Genomic DNA, 20,355 nt, shown 5'->3' with positions numbered 1-20,355 from the left:
TTCACGTCACATCGGGAGAGGCGGGAAGGGTGATTCCGGCGTGTACGGCTTCGAAGCCCGACCTTGTTCGTCGGCGGGCGCTACTCGTCGTCCAGTCCGCGCTCTATGGCGTACCGCACCAGCTCGACCCTGTTGTGCAACTGCAGCTTGCCCAGGGTGTTCTGGACATGGTTCTGCACCGTGCGGTGGGAGATGACGAGGCGTTCGGCGATCTGCTTGTAGCTCAGGCCCTTGGCGACCAGCCGCAGCACCTCCGTCTCCCGGTCCGTCAGCCGGGGCGCGCCGGGCTCGTCGGCCTCCGGGGCCGGGGCGGGCTCGGCGGCCAGCCGGCGGTACTCGCCGAGGACCAGTCCGGCGAGGCCGGGCGTGAACACCGGGTCGCCGACGGCGGTACGGCGCACGGCGTCCAGCAACTCCTCGGTGGAGGCCGACTTCAGCAGATAGCCGGTCGCGCCGGACTTCACCGCCTCCAGCACGTCGGCGTGCTCACCGCTCGCCGACAGGACGAGGACGCGCAACGCCGGGTTGTGGGCGACCAGTTCCTTGCACACCTGGACGCCGGGCTTGGCGGGCAGGTTGAGGTCCAGCACGAGGACGTGGGGGACGGCGGCCTTGGCGCGGCGGACCGCCTGCTCGCCGTCTCCGGCAGTGGCGACCACGTGGAAGCCGGACTCGGTCAGGTCCCGGGCGACCGCGTCGCGCCACATGGGGTGGTCGTCCACCACCATGACCTTGATCGGGTCCTGCTGCTCGCTCATCGACGCCCCGCCTTCGCGTTCTTCGGTGCCTTCAGTTCCACTTCCGTGCCCTGCCCGGGGACGGAGACGAATTCGGCGCTGCCGCCCAGGTCGCGCAGCCGCCCGCGGATCGACTGGGCCACGCCGAGGCGGCCCTCCCCCTCGGCCTGGGCGAGCCGGCCCTCGGGGATGCCGGGGCCGTCGTCCCGGACGGTCACGAGGACCTCGTCCGGCTCGTCCTCGACCAGGATCCAGGCCCGGGCCTGCTCGCCCGCGTGCTCGCGCACGTTGTCCAGGGCGGCGCCGACCGCGGCGGCCAGTTCCCGCGCGGCCGGCCGGGACAGCTCGACCGGCGCGCCGGGCTCGGCCAGGCTCACCCGGGCACCCGCGTAGGGCGCCAGCAGGGTGCGCAGGTCGACCGGTCCGTCGTCGTCGGGCTCCTCCACCGCGCGCACGACGGCTCCCGCGGAGGCGTCCTCCGACACCCGGGAGACCGGCAGCAGACCGCCGGAGACCAGCGTGCGCAGCGCCACCTCCTGCTCCCCCGCGAGCCGCCCCAGCTCCGCCGCCTCGCCGCCGATGACCGCGCCGCGCCGCTGCACCATCGCCAGCACCTGGAGCACGCCGTCGTGGATGTCCCGGGCCAGCCGCTCCCGTTCCCGGGTCGCGGCCTCTATCTCCAGGGCGCGGGCGAGGGTGCGCTCGGAGGCGCGGGCGACCTCCACGACGTAGCCGATCGCGATCGAGGCCACCCAGACGAGGATCAGGCTGTGCACGGTGTCCCGGGCGGGATGGCCGCGTTCGACCAGGTTGGCCAGCGCGACCGGCGTGGAGGCGGTGGCGGCCCAGCGCCAGCCGCCCTTGATCGCGAAGGCCAGCACCGCACCGCCGGTCCATATCGACGGCAGCGTGGGGCCGCCCGCGATCCGCTGGTGGCTGTCGGCGAGCGGGGTGATCAGTACGCCGGTGAGGGCGATGGTCAGGTCGACGGCCAGGAAGCGCTTGGTGCAGCTCGCCGCGTTGCGCACCCTCGGCAGGGTGGCGAGGGTCCAGACGAACAGGACGGCGAAGTAGCCGACGGCGACCCAGGGGCGCGTGAAGAGGTCGTGCCTGGTGGCGCCCAGGCCGATCGCGTACAGCATGGTCAGGACGCGGTAGCCGGCGAGCGCGCGCCACAGCGGCAGCTCGACCGACATCCTCATCACGCGCTCGCGCCTGGGCATGTCCCCCCGTTCCCCCGGCCCTCCGTCAAGCCTCTGTCTTCTTCTCGGCTTCCTTCTTGTCGGCTTCCTTGGCCGCCTTCGCCGCCTCCGCGATCTGCCGCTTGGCCGCCGTCGCGTACATGTCGACGTACTCCTGGCCGGACAGCTTCATGATCTCGTACATGACCTCGTCGGTCAGGGCGCGCAGCACGAAACGGTCGTGCTCCATGCCGTGGTAGCGGCCGAAGTCCAGCGGCTTGCCGATGCGGATGCCGGGCCGCATCAGCTTCGGCATCACCTTGCCGGGCGGCTGGATCTTCTCGGTGTCGATCATCGCCACCGGGATGACCGGCGCGCCGGTGGCGAGCGCCACGCGCGCGAGGCCGCCGGGCTTGCCCCGGTACAGCCGGCCGTCCGGCGAGCGGGTGCCCTCGGGGTAGATACCGAACAGCTCGCCGCGCTCCAGCACCTCTATGCCGCTCTTGATCGCGGCCTCGCCGGCGCCGCGCGCCCCGGAGCGGTCCACCGGGAGCTGTCCGACGCCCTTGAAGAAGGCGGCGGTCAGCCGGCCCTTCACCCCGGGGGTGGTGAAGTACTCGGCCTTCGCGATGAAGGTGACCTTGCGGTCCAGGATTGCGGGCAGGAAGAACGAGTCCGAGAAGGACAGGTGATTGCTCGCCAGGATGGCGGGCCCCTCGGCCGGTATGTTCTCCAGTCCCTCCACCCAGGGCCTGAAGGCGACCTTCAGCGGCCCACCGATGGCGACCTTCATCGTGCCGTACAACACCCGCGTGCCTCCTGTTTCCGTCGAACAGACCTTAACCCGTCGGGACCGTCAAAGGCCCCGACGGCCCTGGTCGGTGTCAGTGCCGTCGCGTACGGTGAAGCACATCCGCACGTTTCCCTCACGCCGCCACCGGTCACCGGATGGGGGCTCTCTTCAGGAACAGGAGCGTCGAAGGTGCCGGTCCTCCCCGGAGCCGAGCCGTACCGCCACGAGGGCGGGGAGGTGGGGGTCCTCCTCTGCCACGGCTTCACCGGCTCGCCCCAGTCGCTGCGCCCCTGGGCGGAGCACCACGCGGCGCACGGCCTGACCGTGTCGCTCCCCCTGCTGCCCGGCCACGGCACCCGTTGGGAGGACATGCAGGTCACCGGCTGGCAGGACTGGTATGCGGCGGTGGACCGCGAGCTGCGCCTCCTCGCCGAGCGTTGCTCCCAGGTGTTCGTCGCGGGCCTGTCGATGGGCGGCGCGCTGGCGCTCAGGCTGGCGGCCCGGCACGGCGGGCGCGTCACGGGCGCGGTGGTCGTCAACCCGGCGAACAGGGTGCACGGCCTGTCGGCGTACGCCCTTCCGGTGGCCCGGCATCTCGTGCGGACGACGAAGGGCATCGCCAGCGACATCGCCAAGGAGGGCGCGGCCGAGCTGGGCTACGACCGGGTGCCGCTGCACGCGGCGCACTCGCTGCGGGTGTTCCTGCGCCGGCTGGACGGTGAGCTGCCCCAGGTCACCCAGCCGTTGCTGCTGCTGCGCAGCGCCCAGGACCATGTCGTGCCGGCGGCCGACTCGGCCCGGGTGCTGAGCCGGGTGTCGTCCACGGACGTGACGGAGATCGTGCTGGAACACAGCTACCACGTGGCGACGTTGGACCAGGATGCGGACCGGATCTTCGAGGAGAGCCTCGCCTTCATGGGCCGGCTCGCACCCAGTCTCGGCAAGGAAGGGACGGCCACAGGTGGCTGAGCACGAGTCCGACCGCGAGGGCCGCGAGGGCCCCGAGCCGGACGAGCAGAAGGTGCCCTTCGACGAGGACGCCGCCTGGCGGGCCATCGTCGCGGGGTACGGCGAGGAGCCGCCGGACCCGCCGGGCGCCAGGCCCTTCAAGCCGGTGGAGGACCTGGCACTGCCGGAGCCGGAGAAGGACACCGAGAAGGACACCACGAGCGACACCGACAAGGCGCCGGTCCGGCCGCTGGGCAGCTCGGTCTCCTTCGCGCCCGGGGTCGGCCCGCGCGACTACGACCCGCCCGAGCCCTCCGAGGACGACTTCGACGCGGACGACGAGGGCCACTTCGTCCCGCCGGATCCGCCGCTGCCGGAGGCCGACACCACCGCGAAGTTCGCCTGGCTGGGCGTCGTCGGCGGGCCGATCCTGCTGCTGCTGGCGGTGCTGCTCGGCTGGGACATGACCTGGTGGCTGACGACCCTCGGCATCGGCGGCTTCCTCGGCGGCATCGCCACGCTGGTGATGCGGATGCGCACGGACGAGGAGGACGACGACCCGGGGCGGGGCGCGGTGGTCTGAACTTTGTACAAGTGCCGCGGGGCTCACCTAGGGTGAGCCCATGCCGCGCGACACGCTCACCCAGGAACAGATCGTCCGGACGGCCGTGCGACTGCTGGACGACGAGGGCCTCGAAGGCCTCAACATGCGCAGCCTGGGCAAGCTGCTGGGGGCCGCGGCGACCGCCGTCTACTGGCATGTGAAGAACAAGGACGACCTCGTACTGCTCGCCGCGGACCGGGTGTGGCACGAGGTCGACCTGCCGGCGCTCGACACGGACGACTGGCGGGGCACGGCCACGGTGATGGCCGACCGGCTGCACGCGATGCTCGTACGGCATCCGTGGCTGGTGCAGGCGATCGGTTCCCATCTCCTCTACGGCACCGGCAAGGCCCGTTACGACGACCATCTCCTCGGCGTCTTCGAGACCGCGGGGTTCACACCGCAGGAGGCGGACCGGGCCGCCGGAGCGGTGGTGACGTACGTCCTGGGCAACGCGCTCGGCGCCGCTGCCGCCGCCTCCCTGACGCGGAGGCTGCGACGGGCCGGGGAGGATGCCGAGGCGATGGTCTCGGAGACCCTGGCCAGGGCGGCGGAGGCGGCGGAGCCGTTTCCGCGGTTGCGGGAGCGGCTGGGGACGTCGGCGGCCACGGAGTACGGGGAGGCGCCCGACGGCAGCTACGCGGCGGGGTTGCGGGCGCTGCTCGACGGGCTGCGGCCGGGCGGTACGGACACCGCGCCCGGTACTGCCTGAACGAACGACGGGCGCTGCTCGCCGAGAGGTGCCGCGGCGCCTACGGGGTGTCAGACCCGGCTGAAGAGGCGCCCGGCCAGGTCGACCCCGGTCACCCTGCCGTCCTGCGTGCGGGAGAAGTAGCCCCGCTGCCCCTTCAGGCCACCCTCCACCACGATGTATTCGTCCCCCGGCAGGAAGCCGATCCCCGCCGCCGGATGGTCCGGCGGCATCTGCGCGTCCGACGCCGCGCGGATCTCCGGCTTGATGCCGACCGCCAGCGTGAGCCGGCCGCCCTCCACGGCGATGTCGAGATTCAGGGCGTCGATCTCGTACCGCCCGGCGACCTCCCGCGCCCGCTCCTCGTCGTACGGCAGCGGCTCCGGCTCCCGCTCGACCACACCGAGGAACAGCTCCAGCGCCCGCTTCAGGACCGCCTGGTTGAACTGGTAGCCGTCCGGGCCCAGGTTGGCGAGCGAGACGACGGCGAAGTCCCGCTCCGGCACCAGCAGCAGCTCGGCGAACTGCCCGTTGCCCGAACCCCCGTGACCGACGGTGCGCACACCCTCCACGTCCCGCAGGAACCAGCCGATGCCGAAGGCGTCGCCGAGCGTGCTGCCCCGCAGTTCGGCGGTCGGCTCCTTCATGCGGTCGAGCGTCCCGGCGGCCGACACCCCCTCTCCGTCGCCCAGCTGGAACCGCGCCCAGCGCAGCAGATCGCTCGCCGAGGAGACGACACCGCCGCCGGGGTTGTTGCCGCGCAGCCCGGCCCGCCGCGACTTCCAGGGGCGGGCGAGGGTGAGGGAGCCGTCCTCGGCGCGGTTGTGACCGACGGCGAAGCGGCGAACCACGACGTCGTCCAGGTCGAAGACGGTGTCGGACAGGCCCAGCGGCTCCAGGACCAGTTCGGTCAGCGCCTGCTCGAACGGCAGGCCGGTGACGTTCTCCACCACCCGGCCGAGCAGGTTGTATCCGGCCTGGCTGTAGGAGGCGCGGGCGCCGGGCGCGCCGATCAGCGGCAATCGGTCCAGCTGTCCGACGAACGCGGCGAGCGAGCCGTCGCCCTCGTCGGCGTCGACCAGGTTCCAGTCCAGGCCCGCCGTGTGGTTGAGCAGGTTCAGCACGGTGATCCGGGCGGCGGTCCGCTCGTCGGCGAGGCGCAGCTCGGGCACGTACCGGCGGACCGGCGCGTCGAGGTCCACCCTGCCCTGCTCGACCAGGCGCATCAGCACGGTCGCCGTGAAGCTCTTGCTGACCGAGGCCACGTGGAAGAGCGTGTGCTCGTCGACCGCCAGGGGGTGTTCCACGTTCGTCACACCGTGGCCGACATGGATCTCCTCGCCGCCGTTCAGTACGGCCACGGCGGCGCCCGGCACCCCGAACTCCTTCGCCGCGGTCTCCACGAACGCGGCCAGCGATTCACGCTCACCGGACATCAGGTTCCCCCTCCTGGTGGGTACTTGAACTAAGTACAGGAGACACTGTAAGCGCCCTTCGCGGGGCCCGCAAGAGCTTTCCTGTACTTAGTTCAAGCAGACCTCACGCCACCGGTACGCGCAGGGCCGCGAGGACCGGGAGATGGTCCGTGGCGGCGGTCAGGTCGGCCCGGGTGACGCCCGGCTGGTCGAGGGGCACCCCGCAGCCGAGCACCTCGATGCCCTTGGTCGCGAAGACGGCGTCGATGCGCTGCGGGGGCTCGCTGTGCGGCCAGGTGTCCGCACCACCCCAGGGGGCCACGGCCCGGCAGTCCTGGAGGCTCGCGGAGAGCAGGCGGAAGGCGGGGCCGTCGGGGCCTTCGTTGAGGTCGCCGCCGGCGATGGCGTGCTCCACGCCCAGACCGGCGAGGCGGTCGAGGAGCAGGGCGGCCTGCGCGCGGCGTTCGTCCTTCTGCAGGCTCAGATGGCAGCTGAGCACGCCCAGCCTGGCCGCGCCGATACGGACCACGGCCGTGGCGAAGCCGCGCCGGTGGAGTCCGGGGGTGAGCGGCAGCAGTACGTCCTCGGTGCGCTCGACGGTGGCGCGGAGCGAGCAGAGGATCGCCGGGCCGGCCGCGGTGGCTCCGCCGGTGAGGATGACCTGGCCGGAGGCCGCGGCGAGGCGGGCGAGCTTCTTGCGCCAGCGGAAGAAGCGGGGGGCTTCCTGGATCAGGACCACATCGGGGCCGCAGGCGGTGATCACCCTGGCAAGGGCGTCGGTGTCGTCGCGCATCGAGCGGACGTTGTAGCTCAGAACGCGGATGAGGGGTGAACCGTCGGGTTCGGTACGGGAGTTGGGAAGCAGCGTGCTGGTCGCCATGCCGATCAACATACGACGATGCCCGCCCGTCCCGGGACCGGACGCGGCGGGCACTGTCGTACGACCCCACTACATGATCGGGTCGGGCTCGCGGGCCAGGTCGGCCGCGCCGACGAGGCCCGCCTTGTTGCCGAGCTGGGCGGCGATCACGTCGGCCACCGGGCGCCAGTTGCCGCCGACCAGCCAGCGCTTGTAGGACTTGCGGATCGGGTCGAGCACCAGTTCGCCCTCGTCGGAGAGGCCGCCGCCGACGATGAACGCGGACGGGTCGAAGAGGGAGGCCAGGTCGGCGAGGCCCGCACCGGCCCAGCGGGCCAGCTCGCGGTAGGAGTCGACGGCCACCAGGTCGCCCTGGCGGGCGGCCATGGAGATGTGCTTGCCCTCGATGCCGTCAGGGGTGCCGTCGCCGAGCGAGAGCAGCAGCTCCGCGTTCTCGGGGGTGGCGTTGGCGCGCTGCTTGGCGTATCTCACCAGGGCCCGCCCCGACGCGTACTGCTCCCAGCAGCCCTGGCTGCCGCAGCCGCACAGCAGGCCGTCCGGGACCATCCGGATGTGGCCGAACTCCGCGGCCACGCCGAAGTGGCCGCGGCGCAGCTTGTTGCCGATGATGATGCCGCCGCCGAGGCCGGTGCCGAGCGTGATGCAGATGACGTTGCGGTGGCCCTTGCCGGCGCCGAACTTGTACTCGCCCCAGGCGGCGGCGTTGGCGTCGTTCTCGACCACGACCGGGAGGCCCACGCGGGCCTCGACCTTCTCCTTGAGCGGCTCCTGGCGCCAGTCGATGTTCGGCGCGAAGTACACCGTCGAGCGCTGCCGGTTGACGTAACCGGCCGCACCGATGCCCACGCCGACGATCTCGTGCCCGGCGCGCGCACCCTCCACCGCCGAGGCGATGGCGTCCACGATGGCCTCGGGCGTGGTGGGGGTCGGCACCTTGAAGGTCGAGAGGATGTTGCCTTCCTCGTCGACCACGCCGGCCGCGATCTTGGTGCCGCCGATGTCGACGCCGATGGTGAGTCCCATGAATCCCTCAGTTTCGGTCGAGCCCCGCTACGGCCAACCGTACCCGAGGCCCTGCCGGGAAAGCGCTTCAGTCCAGGTCGATACGCTCCCCCGGGCCGGTGCCCTCGCCCTTGTCCCGCCGGTCGTCCTGGGCCTCGTGGGTCAGGTCGTCGGCGGTACGGGCGGTCCAGCGACGCTCCTGGGCCTGGACGGCGGAGCGGTAGGCGGCGAGCAGTTCGCTGCCGGCCGCGGCCAGGTGGTCGAAGACGTCGGGGTTGCGGTCCATGACGGGCTCGACGGCGGCCTTGGCCTGCTGGACGACCTGGCGCACCGCCTGCTGGGCGGCGGGTCCGGCGAGGCTGCCGAGGAGCGGTGACGGGAGGCCGGAGAGCTTTTCGGCCACCGTGTCCACGAGCTTCTTCAGCTCCTCCGCGGCCGAGCCCGGCTGCGGGCCGTACTCGGCGCGGCGGCGGGCCTTCTCGGCGGCGAGGTCCTCGGCGCAGGCCGTGGACCAGGCGTCGGCGTCGGTCGCCCGCCGCTGTTCCTCATATCCCTCATGCGAGTCGGATGCGGGACGCTCTTCGCTCATGGCGGACTCCTGACTACGGTTCGCCTTTACGACGTTACCCGAACGGGCGTACCCGGATCATCACCGTCCGGTGGCGGGCCACAGGTCGGGGTCCGGGGCGAAACGGACGCGCAGCTCGCCCTCGCGCAGGCCGGCCCCGGCGACGGTGCAGCGGCGCAGGGCGGAGGGCAGCGGGACGATCCGCCGGAACGGGCCCACGGTGATCACGAGCTCGTCGCCGCGCCGGATCAGGTCCAGCTCGTCCCGTATCGCGCCGGGCAGCGGGATGTGCCAGACCAGTACGCCGTCGTCGCTCCTGCGGTCGGTGACGGGCCACTCGACCGGGGCGGGTGCCGGGTTGACGGGGGGTACGGCCAGGGCGGCGAGGTCGTCGGCGCCGCGCGGGTCGTGGCCGAGGTGCGGGACGGGGTGAACGTCGTACGGCTGCTCCTGCCAGTCGGCGAGTGCCTTGCGCTGCTGGGCGAGGAGCCCGACGAGCAGGCTGTCGGGATCGGTCTCGGGCAGGGTGCGGTTGGCGATCAGTACCTCGGTGCGCAGGCCGCGCAGGGCGAGGCCGAGGCCGGCGTTCCGTACGGCGTCGGCGGCGGCCGGGCCGGGTTCGGCGACCAGGCGTACGGCGGTGTTCCGGTCACTGAGCACGGCCTCGACGGCGGCGAGTTCGACGTCCCAGCGGGCGGCCGTCTCGTACAGCCAGTCGGACGGCATCGGCACGCCGGCCAGCCGGCCGAGGACCGGGCGCAGGGCGCGGGCCGCCTGCCGCTCGGGCGGGAGGAGGCGGCGCAGATAGCGGCGCAGCTCCCCCGGGAGGCCGAGCAGGGCGAGGGCCTGCTGGAGGGGCGGAAGGTCCACGACGAGCAGGTCGTAGCGCTCGGACAGCGCCGCGTCCCGGAGGGCCCGCAGGAAGGACAGCTCCTCGGCGCCGGGCAGCGGGGTGACCTCCTCGGCGTCCAGCCGGGCGGCGCCGAGCAGGTCGAGGACGGTGGCCGCGCGGCTCTGGAAGCGGGTGAGGTCCTGCCGGAAGCGGTCGACGGCATCGGGCCGCCAGGTGGTGAGGTTCGCCGCGGCTGCCTCCGGCACCGGTCCCGTCGCGGAGCCCAGCGCGGCGCCGAGGGTGTCGGTGCGGTCGGCACTCAGCACAAGCGTGCGGACGCCTTCGCCTGCGGCGCGCTGTGCGGTGGCGGCAGCGACGGTGGTACGACCGCTGCCGCCCGGGCCCGTGATCAGGATGGTGCGCATGAGGCTGAACGGTAACGGAGGCCGGGGGCGCGGGGCGTTGACCGGTGCCCCGGAGCGACGCCGGTGGACGACACCCCCGTGCCGCACGCGGCCAAGCGTGGCTGGGCGGGATGTGGTGGGCGGGGCTGGGGGTTACTGGTCGGACTCGACCCTCTTCTTCAGGCCCGCCAGAGCGCGGTCGATGATGACCTTCTCCGCCTTGCGCTTGATCATGCCGAGCATGGGGATCTTGACGTCCACCGTGAGAAGGTAGGTGACCTCCGTCGTGGCGGGACCCGTGGGCTTGAGGATGTAGGAGCCGTCGAGGGAGCGGAGCATCTGGGACTTGACCAGGGTCCAGGAGACCTCGTTGTCGCCGGTCCAGGTGTAGGCGAGGGTCTGGTCGTCCTTGATGGCGCCGGCGTCCATGACGAGCCGGACCTGCTCGGCGCGGCCCTGGTCGTCGGTCTTGAGAACCTCCGCCTCCTTCACCTCGCCCGTCCAGTCCGGGTAGCGGGCGAAGTCGGCGATCACCCCCATGACGTCGGCCGGTGCCGCCTCGATCGTGATGCTCGAGCTGGTGTGTTCCGCCATCGCCGTGGCTCCTCCAGATGCGGGCCGGTACAGAGGTCGTCGTGCGCACGTGTGTGCAGCGTGAAGGCTACCGCGCCGCCGACCAGCCGCCTTCACCCCATGTCCCACACAGCGCCGGCCGGTCACCGACGCATCACCATTCGAGTGCCCAGGGGCGGCCCGTCCCGGCGAAGTGGCCCACGTTCACGCACTCGGTCGCGCCGATCCGCATACGGCGTGCGAGCGGCTGGTGGACGTGACCGAAGAGCGAATAGCGGGGCCTGGTGCGGCGGATCGCGGCCAGCAGGGCGCGGCTCCCCCGCTCGAAGCGGCGCGCCACGGTGTCGTAGACCAGCTCGGGGACCTCCGGCGGGATGTGCGTGCACAGCACGTCGACCTCGCCGACCGCCTCGATCTTCGCCTCGTACTCCTCGTCACTGATCTCGTACGGCGTCCGCATGGGGGTGCGCAAGCCGCCACCGACGAACCCGAAGGTCCAGCCGCCGATCTCCACCCGCTGGCCGTCGAGCACGGTGGTGCCGGGATGGGCGTACTCCTTCCACAGCGGCGGCATGTCGACATTGCCGTAGGTGGCGTACGTCGGGGTCGGGAACGCGGCGAACAGCTCGGCGTACTGCTTGCGCACCGCCTTCTCGATGGCCGCGGCCCGGTCCGTGCCGATGCCGGCCCACAGCCGGGCGCCGAAATCCCGGGCCTCCTCGAAGCGCCGGGCGGTGCGCAGCTCGACGATCCGGTCGGCGTTCTCCCTGCCGAACAGGTCCGGGAAGATGCCGCGCGAGTGGTCGGCGTAGTCGAGGAAGAGCACGAGGTCGCCCAGGCAGACCAGGGCGTCGGCACCCTCCCCGGCCCGGGCCAGGTCCCGGGCGTTGCCGTGCACGTCGCTGACGACGTGGACGCGGGTCCTTCGGTTGCCGGAGGGTGTGGGTGCCATGGTGATCAAGGGTAGGCGTGTGCGGTCTGCGTGAACAGTGTCGGTCCGGCCTGCGGTTACTCGCCGGTCGGTTCAGCCGTGGACTACTGTGCGCGAAGGAACGCCAACATGTGTGACGCAGCGAACATCTCACCGGGAACCCCTGTCGGGAAAGCCATACCGGCGGGTAACGTCCGGGCAGTCCAGTCGTGCTCTGGATTTCAACAGCTGGATTCCCGAGCACCTGCCCGAGCCTTGGACCGCACCGTCGCATCACACAGTGTCGTGGCGCCGGCGCCCTATGAGGAGCAGCAGTCTTGCGCGAGTTCAGCCTTCCGGCTTTGTACGAGGTCCCTGCGGACGGCAACCTGACCGACATCGTCCGCAGAAACGCCGCGCAGCATCCCGACGTCGCCGTCATCGCCCGCAAGGTGGGCGGTGCCTGGCAGGACGTGACGGCCCGGGAGTTCCTGGCCGAGGTGCACACCGCCGCCAAGGGCCTCATCGCCTCCGGGGTCCAGCCGGGCGACCGGGTGGGCCTGATGTCCCGCACCCGTTACGAGTGGACCCTGCTCGACTTCGCGATCTGGAGCGCGGGCGCGGTCACCGTGCCGGTGTACGAGACCAGCTCGCCGGAGCAGGTGCAGTGGATCCTGTCCGACTCGGGCGCCACCGCCTGCATCGTGGAGCTGGAGAACCACGCGGCGGCCGTGGAGTCGGTGCGCGAGTCGCTGCCCGCCCTCAAGCACGTCTGGCAGATCGAGGCCGGCGGTGTGGAGGAGCTCGGGCGGCTCGGGCAGGACGTGTCGGACGAGACGGTCGAGGAGCGCAGCTCGCTCGCCAAGGCCGACGACCCGGCCACCATCGTGTACACGAGCGGTACGACCGGCCGCCCCAAGGGCTGTGTGCTCACCCACCGCAGCTTCTTCGCCGAGTGCGGCAACATCGTGGAGCGGCTGCGCCCGCTGTTCCGTACCGGCGAGTGCTCGGTCCTGCTCTTCCTGCCGCTGGCGCACGTCTTCGGCCGTCTGGTGCAGATCGCGCCGATGATGGCGCCGATCAAGCTGGGCTGCGTCCCGGACATCAAGCACCTCACCGACGAACTGGCCGCCTTCCGGCCGACGCTGGTCCTCGGTGTCCCGCGCGTCTTCGAGAAGGTCTACAACTCGGCGCGCGCCAAGGCGCAGGCGGACGGCAAGGGCGCGATCTTCGACAAGGCGGCGGACACCGCGATCGCCTACAGCAAGGCGCTGGACAGCGCCTCCGGCCCGGCGTTCGGCCTGAAGGTCAAGCACAAGGTCTTCGACAGGCTGGTGTACAGCAAGCTGCGCGCGGTCCTCGGCGGCCGGGGCGAGTACGCCATCTCCGGCGGCGCCCCGCTGGGCGAGCGGCTCGGCCACTTCTTCCGGGGCATCGGCTTCACCGTGCTGGAGGGCTACGGCCTGACCGAGTCCTGCGCGGCGACCGCGTTCAACCCCTGGGACCGGCAGAAGATCGGCACGGTCGGGCAGCCGCTGCCCGGCTCGGTGATCCGGATAGCGGACGACGGCGAGGTGCTGCTGCACGGCGAGCACCTGTTCAAGGAGTACTGGAACAACCCGGGTGCGACGGCTGAGGCGCTGGCCGACGGCTGGTTCCACACCGGTGACATCGGCACCCTGGACGAGGACGGCTACCTCAGGATCACCGGCCGCAAGAAGGAGATCATCGTCACGGCGGGCGGCAAGAACGTGGCCCCGGCGGTGATCGAGGACCGGATCCGGGCGCACGCGCTGGTCGCGGAGTGCATGGTGGTGGGCGACGGGCGGCCGTTCGTGGGCGCGCTGGTCACCATCGACGAGGAGTTCCTGGGCCGTTGGGCGGCCGAGCACGGCAAGCCGGCGGGTGCCACCGCGGCGTCGCTGAAGGACGACCCGGATCTGATCGCGGCGATCCAGGCGGCGGTCGACGACGGCAACGCCGCGGTGTCGAAGGCGGAATCGGTGCGGAAGTTCCGCATTCTGTCCTCCCAGTTCTCGGAGGAGTCGGGCCACCTCACCCCGTCGCTGAAGCTCAAGCGGAACGTGGTGGCGAAGGACTACGCGGCCGAGATCGAGGCGATCTACGCGAAGTAGCACGCCTCCTGACGGGGTGTCATGGCGCGGTGTCCTCGGCGAGGACCCGCGCCATCGTGCGTTCGGCGAGCGCGGTGATGGTGACGAAGGGGTTCACGCCGATGTTGCCGGGCACGAGCGAGCCGTCGGTGACGTACAGCCGGTCGTACCCCTTCACCCTGCCGTAGTCGTCCGTCGCCTTGCCCAGCACACAGCCGCCCAGCGGGTGGTAGGTGAAGTCGTCGGCGAAGACCTTGCTGGTGGAGCCGAACAGGTCGTAGCGGTAGATGGTCGCGTTGGCCAGGTTGATGCGGTCGAACAGCTTCTTGGCCATGCTCACGGAGACCGCGCTCTGGGCGGCAGTCCAGCCGAGTTTCACCGCGCCGGAGGCGGAGTCGTAGGTGAAGGAGGCCCGTTCGGGATTCTTGGTGATCGCCAGGTAGAGGCTGACCCAGTGCTCGAACCCCATGGGCAGCGGGGCGATCTCGGCGAAGACGGGGTTGTCGGCGTTGGCCCAGTCGTCGATGCCCATGACGGGCATGGTGGCCTGGTCGGCGCCGACGGTGTCCCAGACGTGGTTGGCGCGCCCGAGCATGGTGTTGCCGTTGGTGCCCCAGCCCGCGCCCACGGCGGGGTTCAGGTCCGGCAGGGTGCCGGTGTCCCGGGCGCGGACGAGGAGTTCGGTGGTGCCGAGGCTGCCGCCGCCGAGGAAGAGATACGTGCAGCCGTAGCTCTTGGTCTCGACGACCGCGCCGGTGGCGTCGATCCGGTCGGCGGTCAGGACGTACGACCCGTCGGCCGCCCGGCTGACGGACCTCACCTTCTCCAGGGTGTGGATGGTGACGTTGCCGGTGCCGAGGGCGGCGGCCAGATAGGTCTTGTCGAGGCTGCGCTTGCCGTGGTTGTTGCCGTAGATGACCTCGCCGGCGAGCGCGGACTTGGTGGCCGTGCCGGCGGCCTCCTGCTGCATGTAGCCGAAGTCGTAGACGTTCGGCACGAAGGTGGTCCTCAGGCCCGCGTTGCTGGCGGCCTTCCGGGAGGTGCGGGCGAACCGGTACCAGTCGGTGGACTCGAACCAGGCCGGGTCGATCGTGTTGACGCCGAGCATGGTGCGGGCGCGGGGGTAGTAGGTGCCGTACATCTCGTCGGCGTCCACGGTCGGGAACTGCTCGGCGAAGTACGACTTCAGGGGCGTGACCGCCATCCCGCCGTTGACGAGGGAGCCGCCGCCGACGCCCCGGCCGACGTAGACGGACATGGCGTCGTAGTGCACGCGGTCGAGCACTCCGGGATAGGCGCCGATGTCCTTGTTGACCACGTCCAGCCAGAGGAAGGTGGCGAGCGGGGCCTCGGTGCGGGTCCGGAACCACATGGAGCGCTGGTCGGGGGCGGCGGTGGAGCAGAAGATCTTGCCGTCGCTGCCCGCGGTGTTCCACAGGCGGCCCATTTCCAGGACGAGGGTACGGATGCCGGCCTGGCCGAGGCGGAGGGCGGCTACCGCACCGCCGTAGCCGGAGCCGATGACTATCGCCGGGGCGGACTCGACTGCGTCGGGCTGCGCCGCTCGGGCCGACTGGAGTCCTATGCGGGTGAAGCCCAGGGCGGCCGCGGTCTGGAGTGCGGCCATACCGAGTATGTGACGCCTTGTCAGCTGACGTCTCATCAGGTTTGGTGTCATGGGCGCAGCATGGGCGGATTATGGGGTTCCGCCAAGGGTGAAGACGCCATCTGGGGAACGGAGTTGGCCTTGACGGCGGCTGCGGGTCGTTCGTGGTTGACCGCGCCCACGCGGCGGAGCCGCATATCGGTACAGCCCCGCGCCCCTTCGGGCCCGTCTGTCCTACAGCAAGTCCTTGAGTTTCTCGGCGAGCAGGTCCCAGCGCCACTTCTCCTCGACCCACTGTCTGCCTCGCTCCCCCATCCTGCGACGCAGCTCGGGGTCCTGCAGCAGAGGCACGATGCGTTCGGCCGCCTCCTCGGGGGAGCCTCCCCTGACGACCCAGCCGGTCTCGCCGTCGAGTACGGCGTCCGGTGCGCCGCCGGAGTCGCCCGCCACCACCGGCAGGCCCGTCGCCGAGGCCTCCAGGTAGACGATGCCCAGGCCCTCCACGTCCAGGCCGCCTCGCCGCGTTCGGCAGGGCATGGCGAAGACGTCGCCGGCGCCGTAGTGGGCGGGGAGTTCGGACCAGGGCACGGGGCCGGTGAAGCGGACGCAGTCGCCGACGCCGGTCTCGGCGGCCATCCGCCGCAGATCCCGCTCGTACGGCCCGCCGCCGACGATCAGCAGCACGGTGTCCGGCTCGGCGGCGAGGATGCGGGGCATGGCCCGGATGAGGGTGTCCTGGCCCTTGCGCGGGACCAGCCGGGAGACACAGACCACGACCGGGCGGTCGGTCAGGCCGAGGCGGGCGCGGATCTCGTCGCCACCGGAGCCGGGATGGAAGGTCTTCTCGTCGACGCCGGGCGGCAGCTGGACCATGCGGCGCGCCGCCTCCGGCGTCAGCGCGGTGGCGATCCTGGACCGCGTGTACTCGCCCAGATAGGTGATCGTGTCCGTCGACTCCCCGATCCGGCGCAGCAGTTGGCGGGCGGCAGGCAACTGGGCCCAGCCGGCCTCGTGGCCGTGGGCGGTGGCCACCAGCCGCTCGGCACCCGCCTTGCGGAGCGCCGGGGCCATGAGGCCGAGCGGCGCCGCCGCCCCGAACCACACCGAGGTGCAGCCGTGCTCACGCAGCAGCCCGACCGCCCGCCGGGTCGCCTGCGGGGTCGGCAGCAGCATGGTCGTACGGGCGCGTACGACGGTGAAGGGCTGCTCGGCGTCGAAGGCGGCCGTGGCCTCGATGCCCTCCCGGCTTCGCTTCCAGGTGGAGGCGTGGACGACCAGCCGGCCGGGGTCCAGGCGGAGGGCCATGTTGTGCAGGAAGGCCTGGATGCCGCCCGGCCTGGGCGGGAAGTCGTTGGTCACGATCAGGGTCTTGTGCATCGCGGCCGACCCTACCCAATCCTCCGTCCGGAGCCGCGTGCGGCCGAGTCTGTGGCATGCACACGGACGGGCACGACATCATGGTCCACGACCCGAAATCGAACGGCAGGGGATCACGTGGAGACCAAAGGTGCCGGGCGGTCCCTGGCATGTCTGCTCGCGACCTGGGGCGTCACCCGTGTGATGCTGCTGCTGTTCGTCTTCCAGGTGTACGTCTTCCCGGGCCCGGACGTCACCTCGGACGTGTCGGTGATCTACCGGGGCTGGTACGAGGTGCTGCGCCAGGGAACGTTTCCGCTGGACGACGTGACCTGGCAGTACCCGCCGGCCGCCGCCCTCCCGGTGCTCGCCCCCGCCGCCCTGCCCTTCCTGTCGTACGCGCACGCCTTCTTCGTGCTGGCGTTCCTCGCCGACGTGGTGGTCCTCGCGCTGCTGCTGTATCCGAGCCGGCGCCCCGGCCGGTCCCTGCGCGGCGCCTGGGTGTGGGTCGCGGGCGTGCCGCTGCTCGGGCCGACGGTGTACGCCCGCTACGACGTGATGGTGACCGCGGTGACCGTGGCGGCGCTGGTCGCCGGGGCCCGGCATCCGCGGGTGATGGGCGCGCTCACCGCGTTCGGGGCGCTGCTGAAGGTGTGGCCGGCGCTGCTGCTGGTCGGTGCCCTGCGGGCACGGGCGTGGTGGTCGGCGGCGGTGACCGCGGCGGGGCTCTCGGCGCTGTTCTCGGTGGCCATGCCGGGGGCCTTCGCCTTCCTGACCTTCCAGCGGGAGCGGGGCACCGAGGTGGAGTCGCTGGGCGCCCTGGTCTTCCATGTGGCCCGGCACTTCGGCTGGCAGGGCCAGGTGCTGCTGAACTACGGGTCGCTCGAGTTCCTCGGCCCGCACGTGGACCAGGTCAGCGCGGCGGCGCTGGCGCTGACCGCGGCCGCGTTCGGCTGGCTGCTCCTGTGGCGGCTGCGCGCGGCCCGCAGGGCGCCGCACACGCTCGCGGAGGCGGCCTTCACCGCGGTCCTGCTGTTCACGGTGACCAGCCGGGTGATCAGCCCGCAGTACCTGGTGTGGCTGATCGGTCTGGCCGCGGTCTGCGTGTCGTACCGCGCGAGCCGGATGGGGGCGCCCGCGCTGATGGTGGTGGCCGCGTCCTTCGTGACGGTCCTGGAGTTCCCGCTCGGCTTCTCGCACATCGTGGTCAGCGACCGGTACGGCGTTCTGCTGCTGGCGGTGCGCAACGGCCTGCTGGTCGCGGCCTCGCTCACGGCGGCCCGCCGGCTGTGGCGCTCGACCGCGCCACCGGCTCCCGCCGCACCGCTGCCGCCCCAGCCGTCCCGGCCACGACAGACCAAGGTGTCCCCCTGACCCGGCCGCCCCACACCGAGGACAGGCCGGCCGACTCATGACACCCGAGAGGCCACGCGACCGCGTCCCGGCGCCCACGAAGACCTCGCCGGTCCCGACACAACACCCGGCAGGCCACAGCAGCCCCGGCCGCCGGGAGAACTCGGCCGCCGCGCCGTGGACCGCCGCCCCACCGACCGGGCCGCGCGCCCCGACCCTGCTCCCGGCTCACCCGTCACCGCCAGGAACACCACCCCGATGGCCTCGTCGGCCCTCGACCGTGCCGCCGGCACCGCTGCCGCCCCTCCCGGCTCACTTCGTGCGGGCCAGGGGCCGACCGGCCTGCTCGCGGTGGCCGGTACTTCGGCGCAGCGCCGTCACTGCCGCGCACTGCACGGACATCGCGAGCGCCAGGGCCAGGCAGACGCCGGGCAGGCCGAGGCCGCCGAGGGCGTAGGCCAGGGGTAGCTGGACGGCCGTGCCGAGCAGCGCGATCCGGAGCAGGGCGGGTGCTCCGCCGCTGCCCTCGAAGACCCCGCCGAACGCGATGAAGCAGGCCATCAGCAGCAGGTACGGGCCGATGCAGCGCAGGAACAGCGCGCCCTGGCGGGCGACTTCGGGTCCGGCGCCGAAGGCGGCCATGATCCAGGGGGCCGTCGCGGCGAACACGGCGGCGGCGGTCAGGCCCAGGGCGCCGGAGACCAGCACCGCCTGCCGGCCGATGTCCCGCCGCGCGTCCGCGCCCGCGCCCCGGGTGTGCGCGGTGTGGATCGCGGCGGCCTGCCGTACCGCGTAGAAGGCCCCCGCGCCGGGTGCTGTCCCTGACGGACAGGGGCCGGGAGGAGCTGCTCGCGCGGCTGCGCGACCCCAAGCCGGCGGAGATCACCGACCAGGTCCGCTTCAACACGCTCCTGGCCTTCCTGCGTCATCTGGACGACCCCGGCGAGCAGGCCGCGGTGCTGCGCCGCCGGCTGGACTTCCTCGAGACCCCGGCGAGCTTCTTCCACCGGCAGGGCGAGCCGGTGCGCGCGGAGGAGGCCGGGGACCTGTTCCGCGCGGGGATGCTGCGGGTCGCCCGGGCCACCGGGACGGCGGAGCGGGCCTGGCTGCGCGAGGCCATCGCGGCGCTGGAAGGGTCCGGCTGACGCGCCGGACAGGCAAACCGGCCGTCACTCGGTCCGGGTCAGCTGCGCCCTCACATACGCCCGCCACTGCCCGGTGAACTCCCCCGGCGTGGTCCCCAGCACCCTCTTCAGCGCGTCCTCGACCGCGCCCGCCCGCTTCTCGTGGGAGCCGACGGCGCGGTAGAAGGCGTCGAGCCGGGCCGCGCCCCAGCGGTCGGCAATCATCCGGCAGGCCAGCCACCCGCCCTCGTAGGCCCGGGCGAGCTCGGCCGGGTCGCTGGTGAAGCCGAAGTCCCCGTCGGTGGGGAGCTCGGCGGGCGGGTGGCCGTCCTGGACGGCGCGGGTGAGTTCCGGCGCGGCCTCGGTGGGGGTGCGGCCGGTGCCGAGGTAGCCGATCCAGTCCGCGTAGCCCTCGGAGAGCCACAGCGGGGTCGCGGCGGTGGTGTGCGCGCGGGTGGCCACATGGGTGGTCTCGTGGGTGAGCACCACCTGCTTGCCGAGGTCACCGAGGATGACGTACGCCTCCGGGTTGACGACCACCCGGTCCGCCGGCGCCCGGCCCGAACCGCCCGCCTCGCCGGTGGTCACGGCGGCGATGCCCCGGTAGTTCGCGGCGGGCGAGCCGAGCAGTCCCCCCATCCCCTGAAGGGACCGCGGGACGAGGACGACGACATGGCGGGCCCAGTCGGTGCCCCAGACCCGGGAGACGGCCGGTACGGCGCGGTCGGCCAGCGTGGCGTATCCGCGCAGCTGGGCGGCGGTCCGGCCGGTGCCCAGCACCAGGCTGTGCGCGCCCTTGACGGCGGTCACCGGGCCCTGGTCCCACAGCTGCTGCCCGGCGTCCTCGGCGGGCCTGTCGGCGGTGACGTACCACTTGCCGTCGGCGGTGCGGCCGAGGGCCAGGGTGCGGCGGGCGTCGACCGGGGCCCTGTCGTACCCGGCGACGCGGTAGCTGAGGTCGGCGTCGGCGGTGGCGCCGGCGGAGGTGGGGTGCACGGCGGTGACCCGGTAGGCCCAGGAGGCCAGCGGCAGGGCGCGCAGCCGGGTGTACTCCGTGCGGGTGCCCGTCGCCCCGTACGCCGTCTCGTCGTGGCCGAGGAGCGCGGCCGAGCGCCGGTCGAGCAGATGCTGCACCTCGGCGCGGGCGGAGTCCCCCGGCGTGCCGCCGCAGCCGGCCAGGGGCAGCAGCAGCCCGAGCCCCACGGCCCCGATACTCCACGCCCGCCTGCTACCAGCCACTTCCCGATCGTAACGGCGAGCGGCG

At 72.3% G+C, this 20,355-nt stretch carries 18 protein-coding genes and 2 pseudogenes; 6 read left to right on the top strand and 14 right to left on the bottom strand.

Annotated elements, in window-relative coordinates; all coding sequences use genetic code 11:
- Positions 1 to 80 precede the first annotated feature (80 nt).
- From ACWGJ5_RS22970 to ACWGJ5_RS22960, 3 genes are read right to left on the bottom strand one after another with little or no spacing between them, the layout of a single operon-like run.
- On the bottom strand, positions 81 to 758 hold the full coding sequence (locus ACWGJ5_RS22970) for a response regulator transcription factor (RefSeq protein WP_351609962.1): 678 nt from the start codon (positions 756 to 758) through the stop codon (positions 81 to 83).
- Positions 755 to 1,960: a MacS family sensor histidine kinase gene (macS, locus tag ACWGJ5_RS22965; RefSeq protein WP_453311549.1), complete on the bottom strand. Its 1,206-nt coding sequence runs from the start codon at positions 1,958 to 1,960 to the stop codon at positions 755 to 757. The genes ACWGJ5_RS22970 and macS overlap by 4 nt, the downstream gene beginning before the upstream one ends.
- A gap of 25 nt (positions 1,961 to 1,985) precedes the next feature.
- Positions 1,986 to 2,726 carry a lysophospholipid acyltransferase family protein gene (locus ACWGJ5_RS22960; protein ID WP_453311548.1) on the bottom strand — a complete coding sequence of 247 codons (741 nt, stop codon included), beginning with the start codon at positions 2,724 to 2,726 and terminating at the stop codon, positions 1,986 to 1,988.
- Positions 2,727 to 2,900: 174 nt separating this feature from the next.
- Between ACWGJ5_RS22960 and ACWGJ5_RS22955 the strand changes: the two genes are divergently transcribed.
- Genes ACWGJ5_RS22955 through ACWGJ5_RS22945 form a run of 3 tightly spaced genes read left to right on the top strand, consistent with a single transcriptional unit; the run spans position 2,901 to position 4,975 of the window.
- Positions 2,901 to 3,680, top strand: coding sequence for an alpha/beta hydrolase (locus tag ACWGJ5_RS22955; RefSeq protein ID WP_453311547.1), 780 nt, complete (start codon positions 2,901 to 2,903; stop codon positions 3,678 to 3,680).
- Entirely contained in the window at positions 3,673 to 4,242 is a 570-nt protein-coding gene (locus ACWGJ5_RS22950) for a hypothetical protein (protein ID WP_453311546.1), read from the top strand. Before ACWGJ5_RS22955 ends, ACWGJ5_RS22950 begins: the two co-directional genes overlap by 8 nt.
- 40 nt (positions 4,243 to 4,282) lie before the next feature.
- The gene (locus tag ACWGJ5_RS22945; RefSeq protein ID WP_453311545.1) at positions 4,283 to 4,975 is read left to right on the top strand and encodes a TetR/AcrR family transcriptional regulator; all 693 of its coding nucleotides are present in this window, start codon (positions 4,283 to 4,285) and stop codon (positions 4,973 to 4,975) included.
- 50 nt (positions 4,976 to 5,025) lie between these two features.
- On the opposite strand, the gene ACWGJ5_RS22940 is transcribed toward ACWGJ5_RS22945, so the two are convergent.
- The 7 genes from ACWGJ5_RS22940 to ACWGJ5_RS22910 form a co-directional block, all read right to left on the bottom strand.
- A complete protein-coding gene (locus tag ACWGJ5_RS22940; RefSeq protein WP_453311544.1) occupies positions 5,026 to 6,390 on the bottom strand; it encodes a serine hydrolase domain-containing protein in 1,365 nt (454 codons plus the stop codon).
- 103 nt (positions 6,391 to 6,493) lie between these two features.
- Complete coding sequence (locus ACWGJ5_RS22935) at positions 6,494 to 7,249, bottom strand: endonuclease/exonuclease/phosphatase family protein (RefSeq protein ID WP_453311543.1); 756 nt, start codon at positions 7,247 to 7,249, stop codon at positions 6,494 to 6,496.
- Positions 7,250 to 7,318: 69 nt separating this feature from the next.
- Complete coding sequence (locus ACWGJ5_RS22930) at positions 7,319 to 8,272, bottom strand: ROK family glucokinase (RefSeq protein WP_453311542.1); 954 nt, start codon at positions 8,270 to 8,272, stop codon at positions 7,319 to 7,321.
- A 67-nt stretch (positions 8,273 to 8,339) separates the two neighbouring features.
- Positions 8,340 to 8,840 (bottom strand): DUF5304 domain-containing protein, encoded by a 501-nt coding sequence (locus tag ACWGJ5_RS22925; RefSeq protein ID WP_453311541.1) that lies wholly within the window; start codon positions 8,838 to 8,840, stop codon positions 8,340 to 8,342.
- Positions 8,841 to 8,900: 60 nt separating this feature from the next.
- Positions 8,901 to 10,076, bottom strand: coding sequence for an ArsA family ATPase (locus tag ACWGJ5_RS22920; RefSeq protein WP_453311540.1), 1,176 nt, complete (start codon positions 10,074 to 10,076; stop codon positions 8,901 to 8,903).
- Between the two features lie 132 nt (positions 10,077 to 10,208).
- Complete coding sequence (locus ACWGJ5_RS22915; RefSeq protein ID WP_228622765.1) at positions 10,209 to 10,649, bottom strand: SRPBCC family protein; 441 nt, start codon at positions 10,647 to 10,649, stop codon at positions 10,209 to 10,211.
- Positions 10,650 to 10,782: 133 nt separating this feature from the next.
- Positions 10,783 to 11,580 carry a metallophosphoesterase family protein gene (locus tag ACWGJ5_RS22910; protein ID WP_453311539.1) on the bottom strand — a complete coding sequence of 266 codons (798 nt, stop codon included), beginning with the start codon at positions 11,578 to 11,580 and terminating at the stop codon, positions 10,783 to 10,785.
- Positions 11,581 to 11,876: 296 nt separating this feature from the next.
- On the opposite strand from ACWGJ5_RS22910, the gene ACWGJ5_RS22905 reads away from it, so the two are divergent.
- Positions 11,877 to 13,673, top strand: coding sequence for an AMP-dependent synthetase/ligase (locus ACWGJ5_RS22905; protein WP_453311538.1), 1,797 nt, complete (start codon positions 11,877 to 11,879; stop codon positions 13,671 to 13,673).
- Between the two features lie 19 nt (positions 13,674 to 13,692).
- On the opposite strand, the gene ACWGJ5_RS22900 is transcribed toward ACWGJ5_RS22905, so the two are convergent.
- Positions 13,693 to 15,315: a GMC oxidoreductase gene (locus tag ACWGJ5_RS22900; RefSeq protein WP_453311537.1), complete on the bottom strand. Its 1,623-nt coding sequence runs from the start codon at positions 15,313 to 15,315 to the stop codon at positions 13,693 to 13,695.
- Positions 15,316 to 15,492: 177 nt separating this feature from the next.
- Positions 15,493 to 16,635 (bottom strand): glycosyltransferase family 4 protein, encoded by a 1,143-nt coding sequence (locus ACWGJ5_RS22895; protein ID WP_453311536.1) that lies wholly within the window; start codon positions 16,633 to 16,635, stop codon positions 15,493 to 15,495.
- A gap of 117 nt (positions 16,636 to 16,752) precedes the next feature.
- On the opposite strand from ACWGJ5_RS22895, the gene ACWGJ5_RS22890 reads away from it, so the two are divergent.
- The gene (locus ACWGJ5_RS22890) at positions 16,753 to 17,988 is read left to right on the top strand and encodes a glycosyltransferase 87 family protein (RefSeq protein WP_453311535.1); all 1,236 of its coding nucleotides are present in this window, start codon (positions 16,753 to 16,755) and stop codon (positions 17,986 to 17,988) included.
- Positions 17,989 to 18,279: 291 nt separating this feature from the next.
- Here the strand turns inward: ACWGJ5_RS22890 and ACWGJ5_RS22885 are convergent.
- A pseudogene (locus ACWGJ5_RS22885) lies at positions 18,280 to 18,768 on the bottom strand (MATE family efflux transporter); the annotation flags it as partial.
- A gap of 2 nt (positions 18,769 to 18,770) precedes the next feature.
- Here ACWGJ5_RS22885 and ACWGJ5_RS22880 point away from each other — a divergent pair.
- Positions 18,771 to 19,112: pseudogene (locus ACWGJ5_RS22880) on the top strand (PadR family transcriptional regulator); the annotation flags it as partial.
- A 24-nt stretch (positions 19,113 to 19,136) separates the two neighbouring features.
- On the opposite strand, the gene ACWGJ5_RS22875 reads toward ACWGJ5_RS22880, so the two are convergent.
- The gene (locus ACWGJ5_RS22875; protein WP_453311534.1) at positions 19,137 to 20,330 is read right to left on the bottom strand and encodes a hypothetical protein; all 1,194 of its coding nucleotides are present in this window, start codon (positions 20,328 to 20,330) and stop codon (positions 19,137 to 19,139) included.
- Positions 20,331 to 20,355: the final 25 nt, after the last annotated feature.

The organism is Streptomyces sp. NPDC054783 (assembly GCF_053611725.1).
This window is presented reverse-complemented; position numbering and strand designations above follow the sequence as displayed.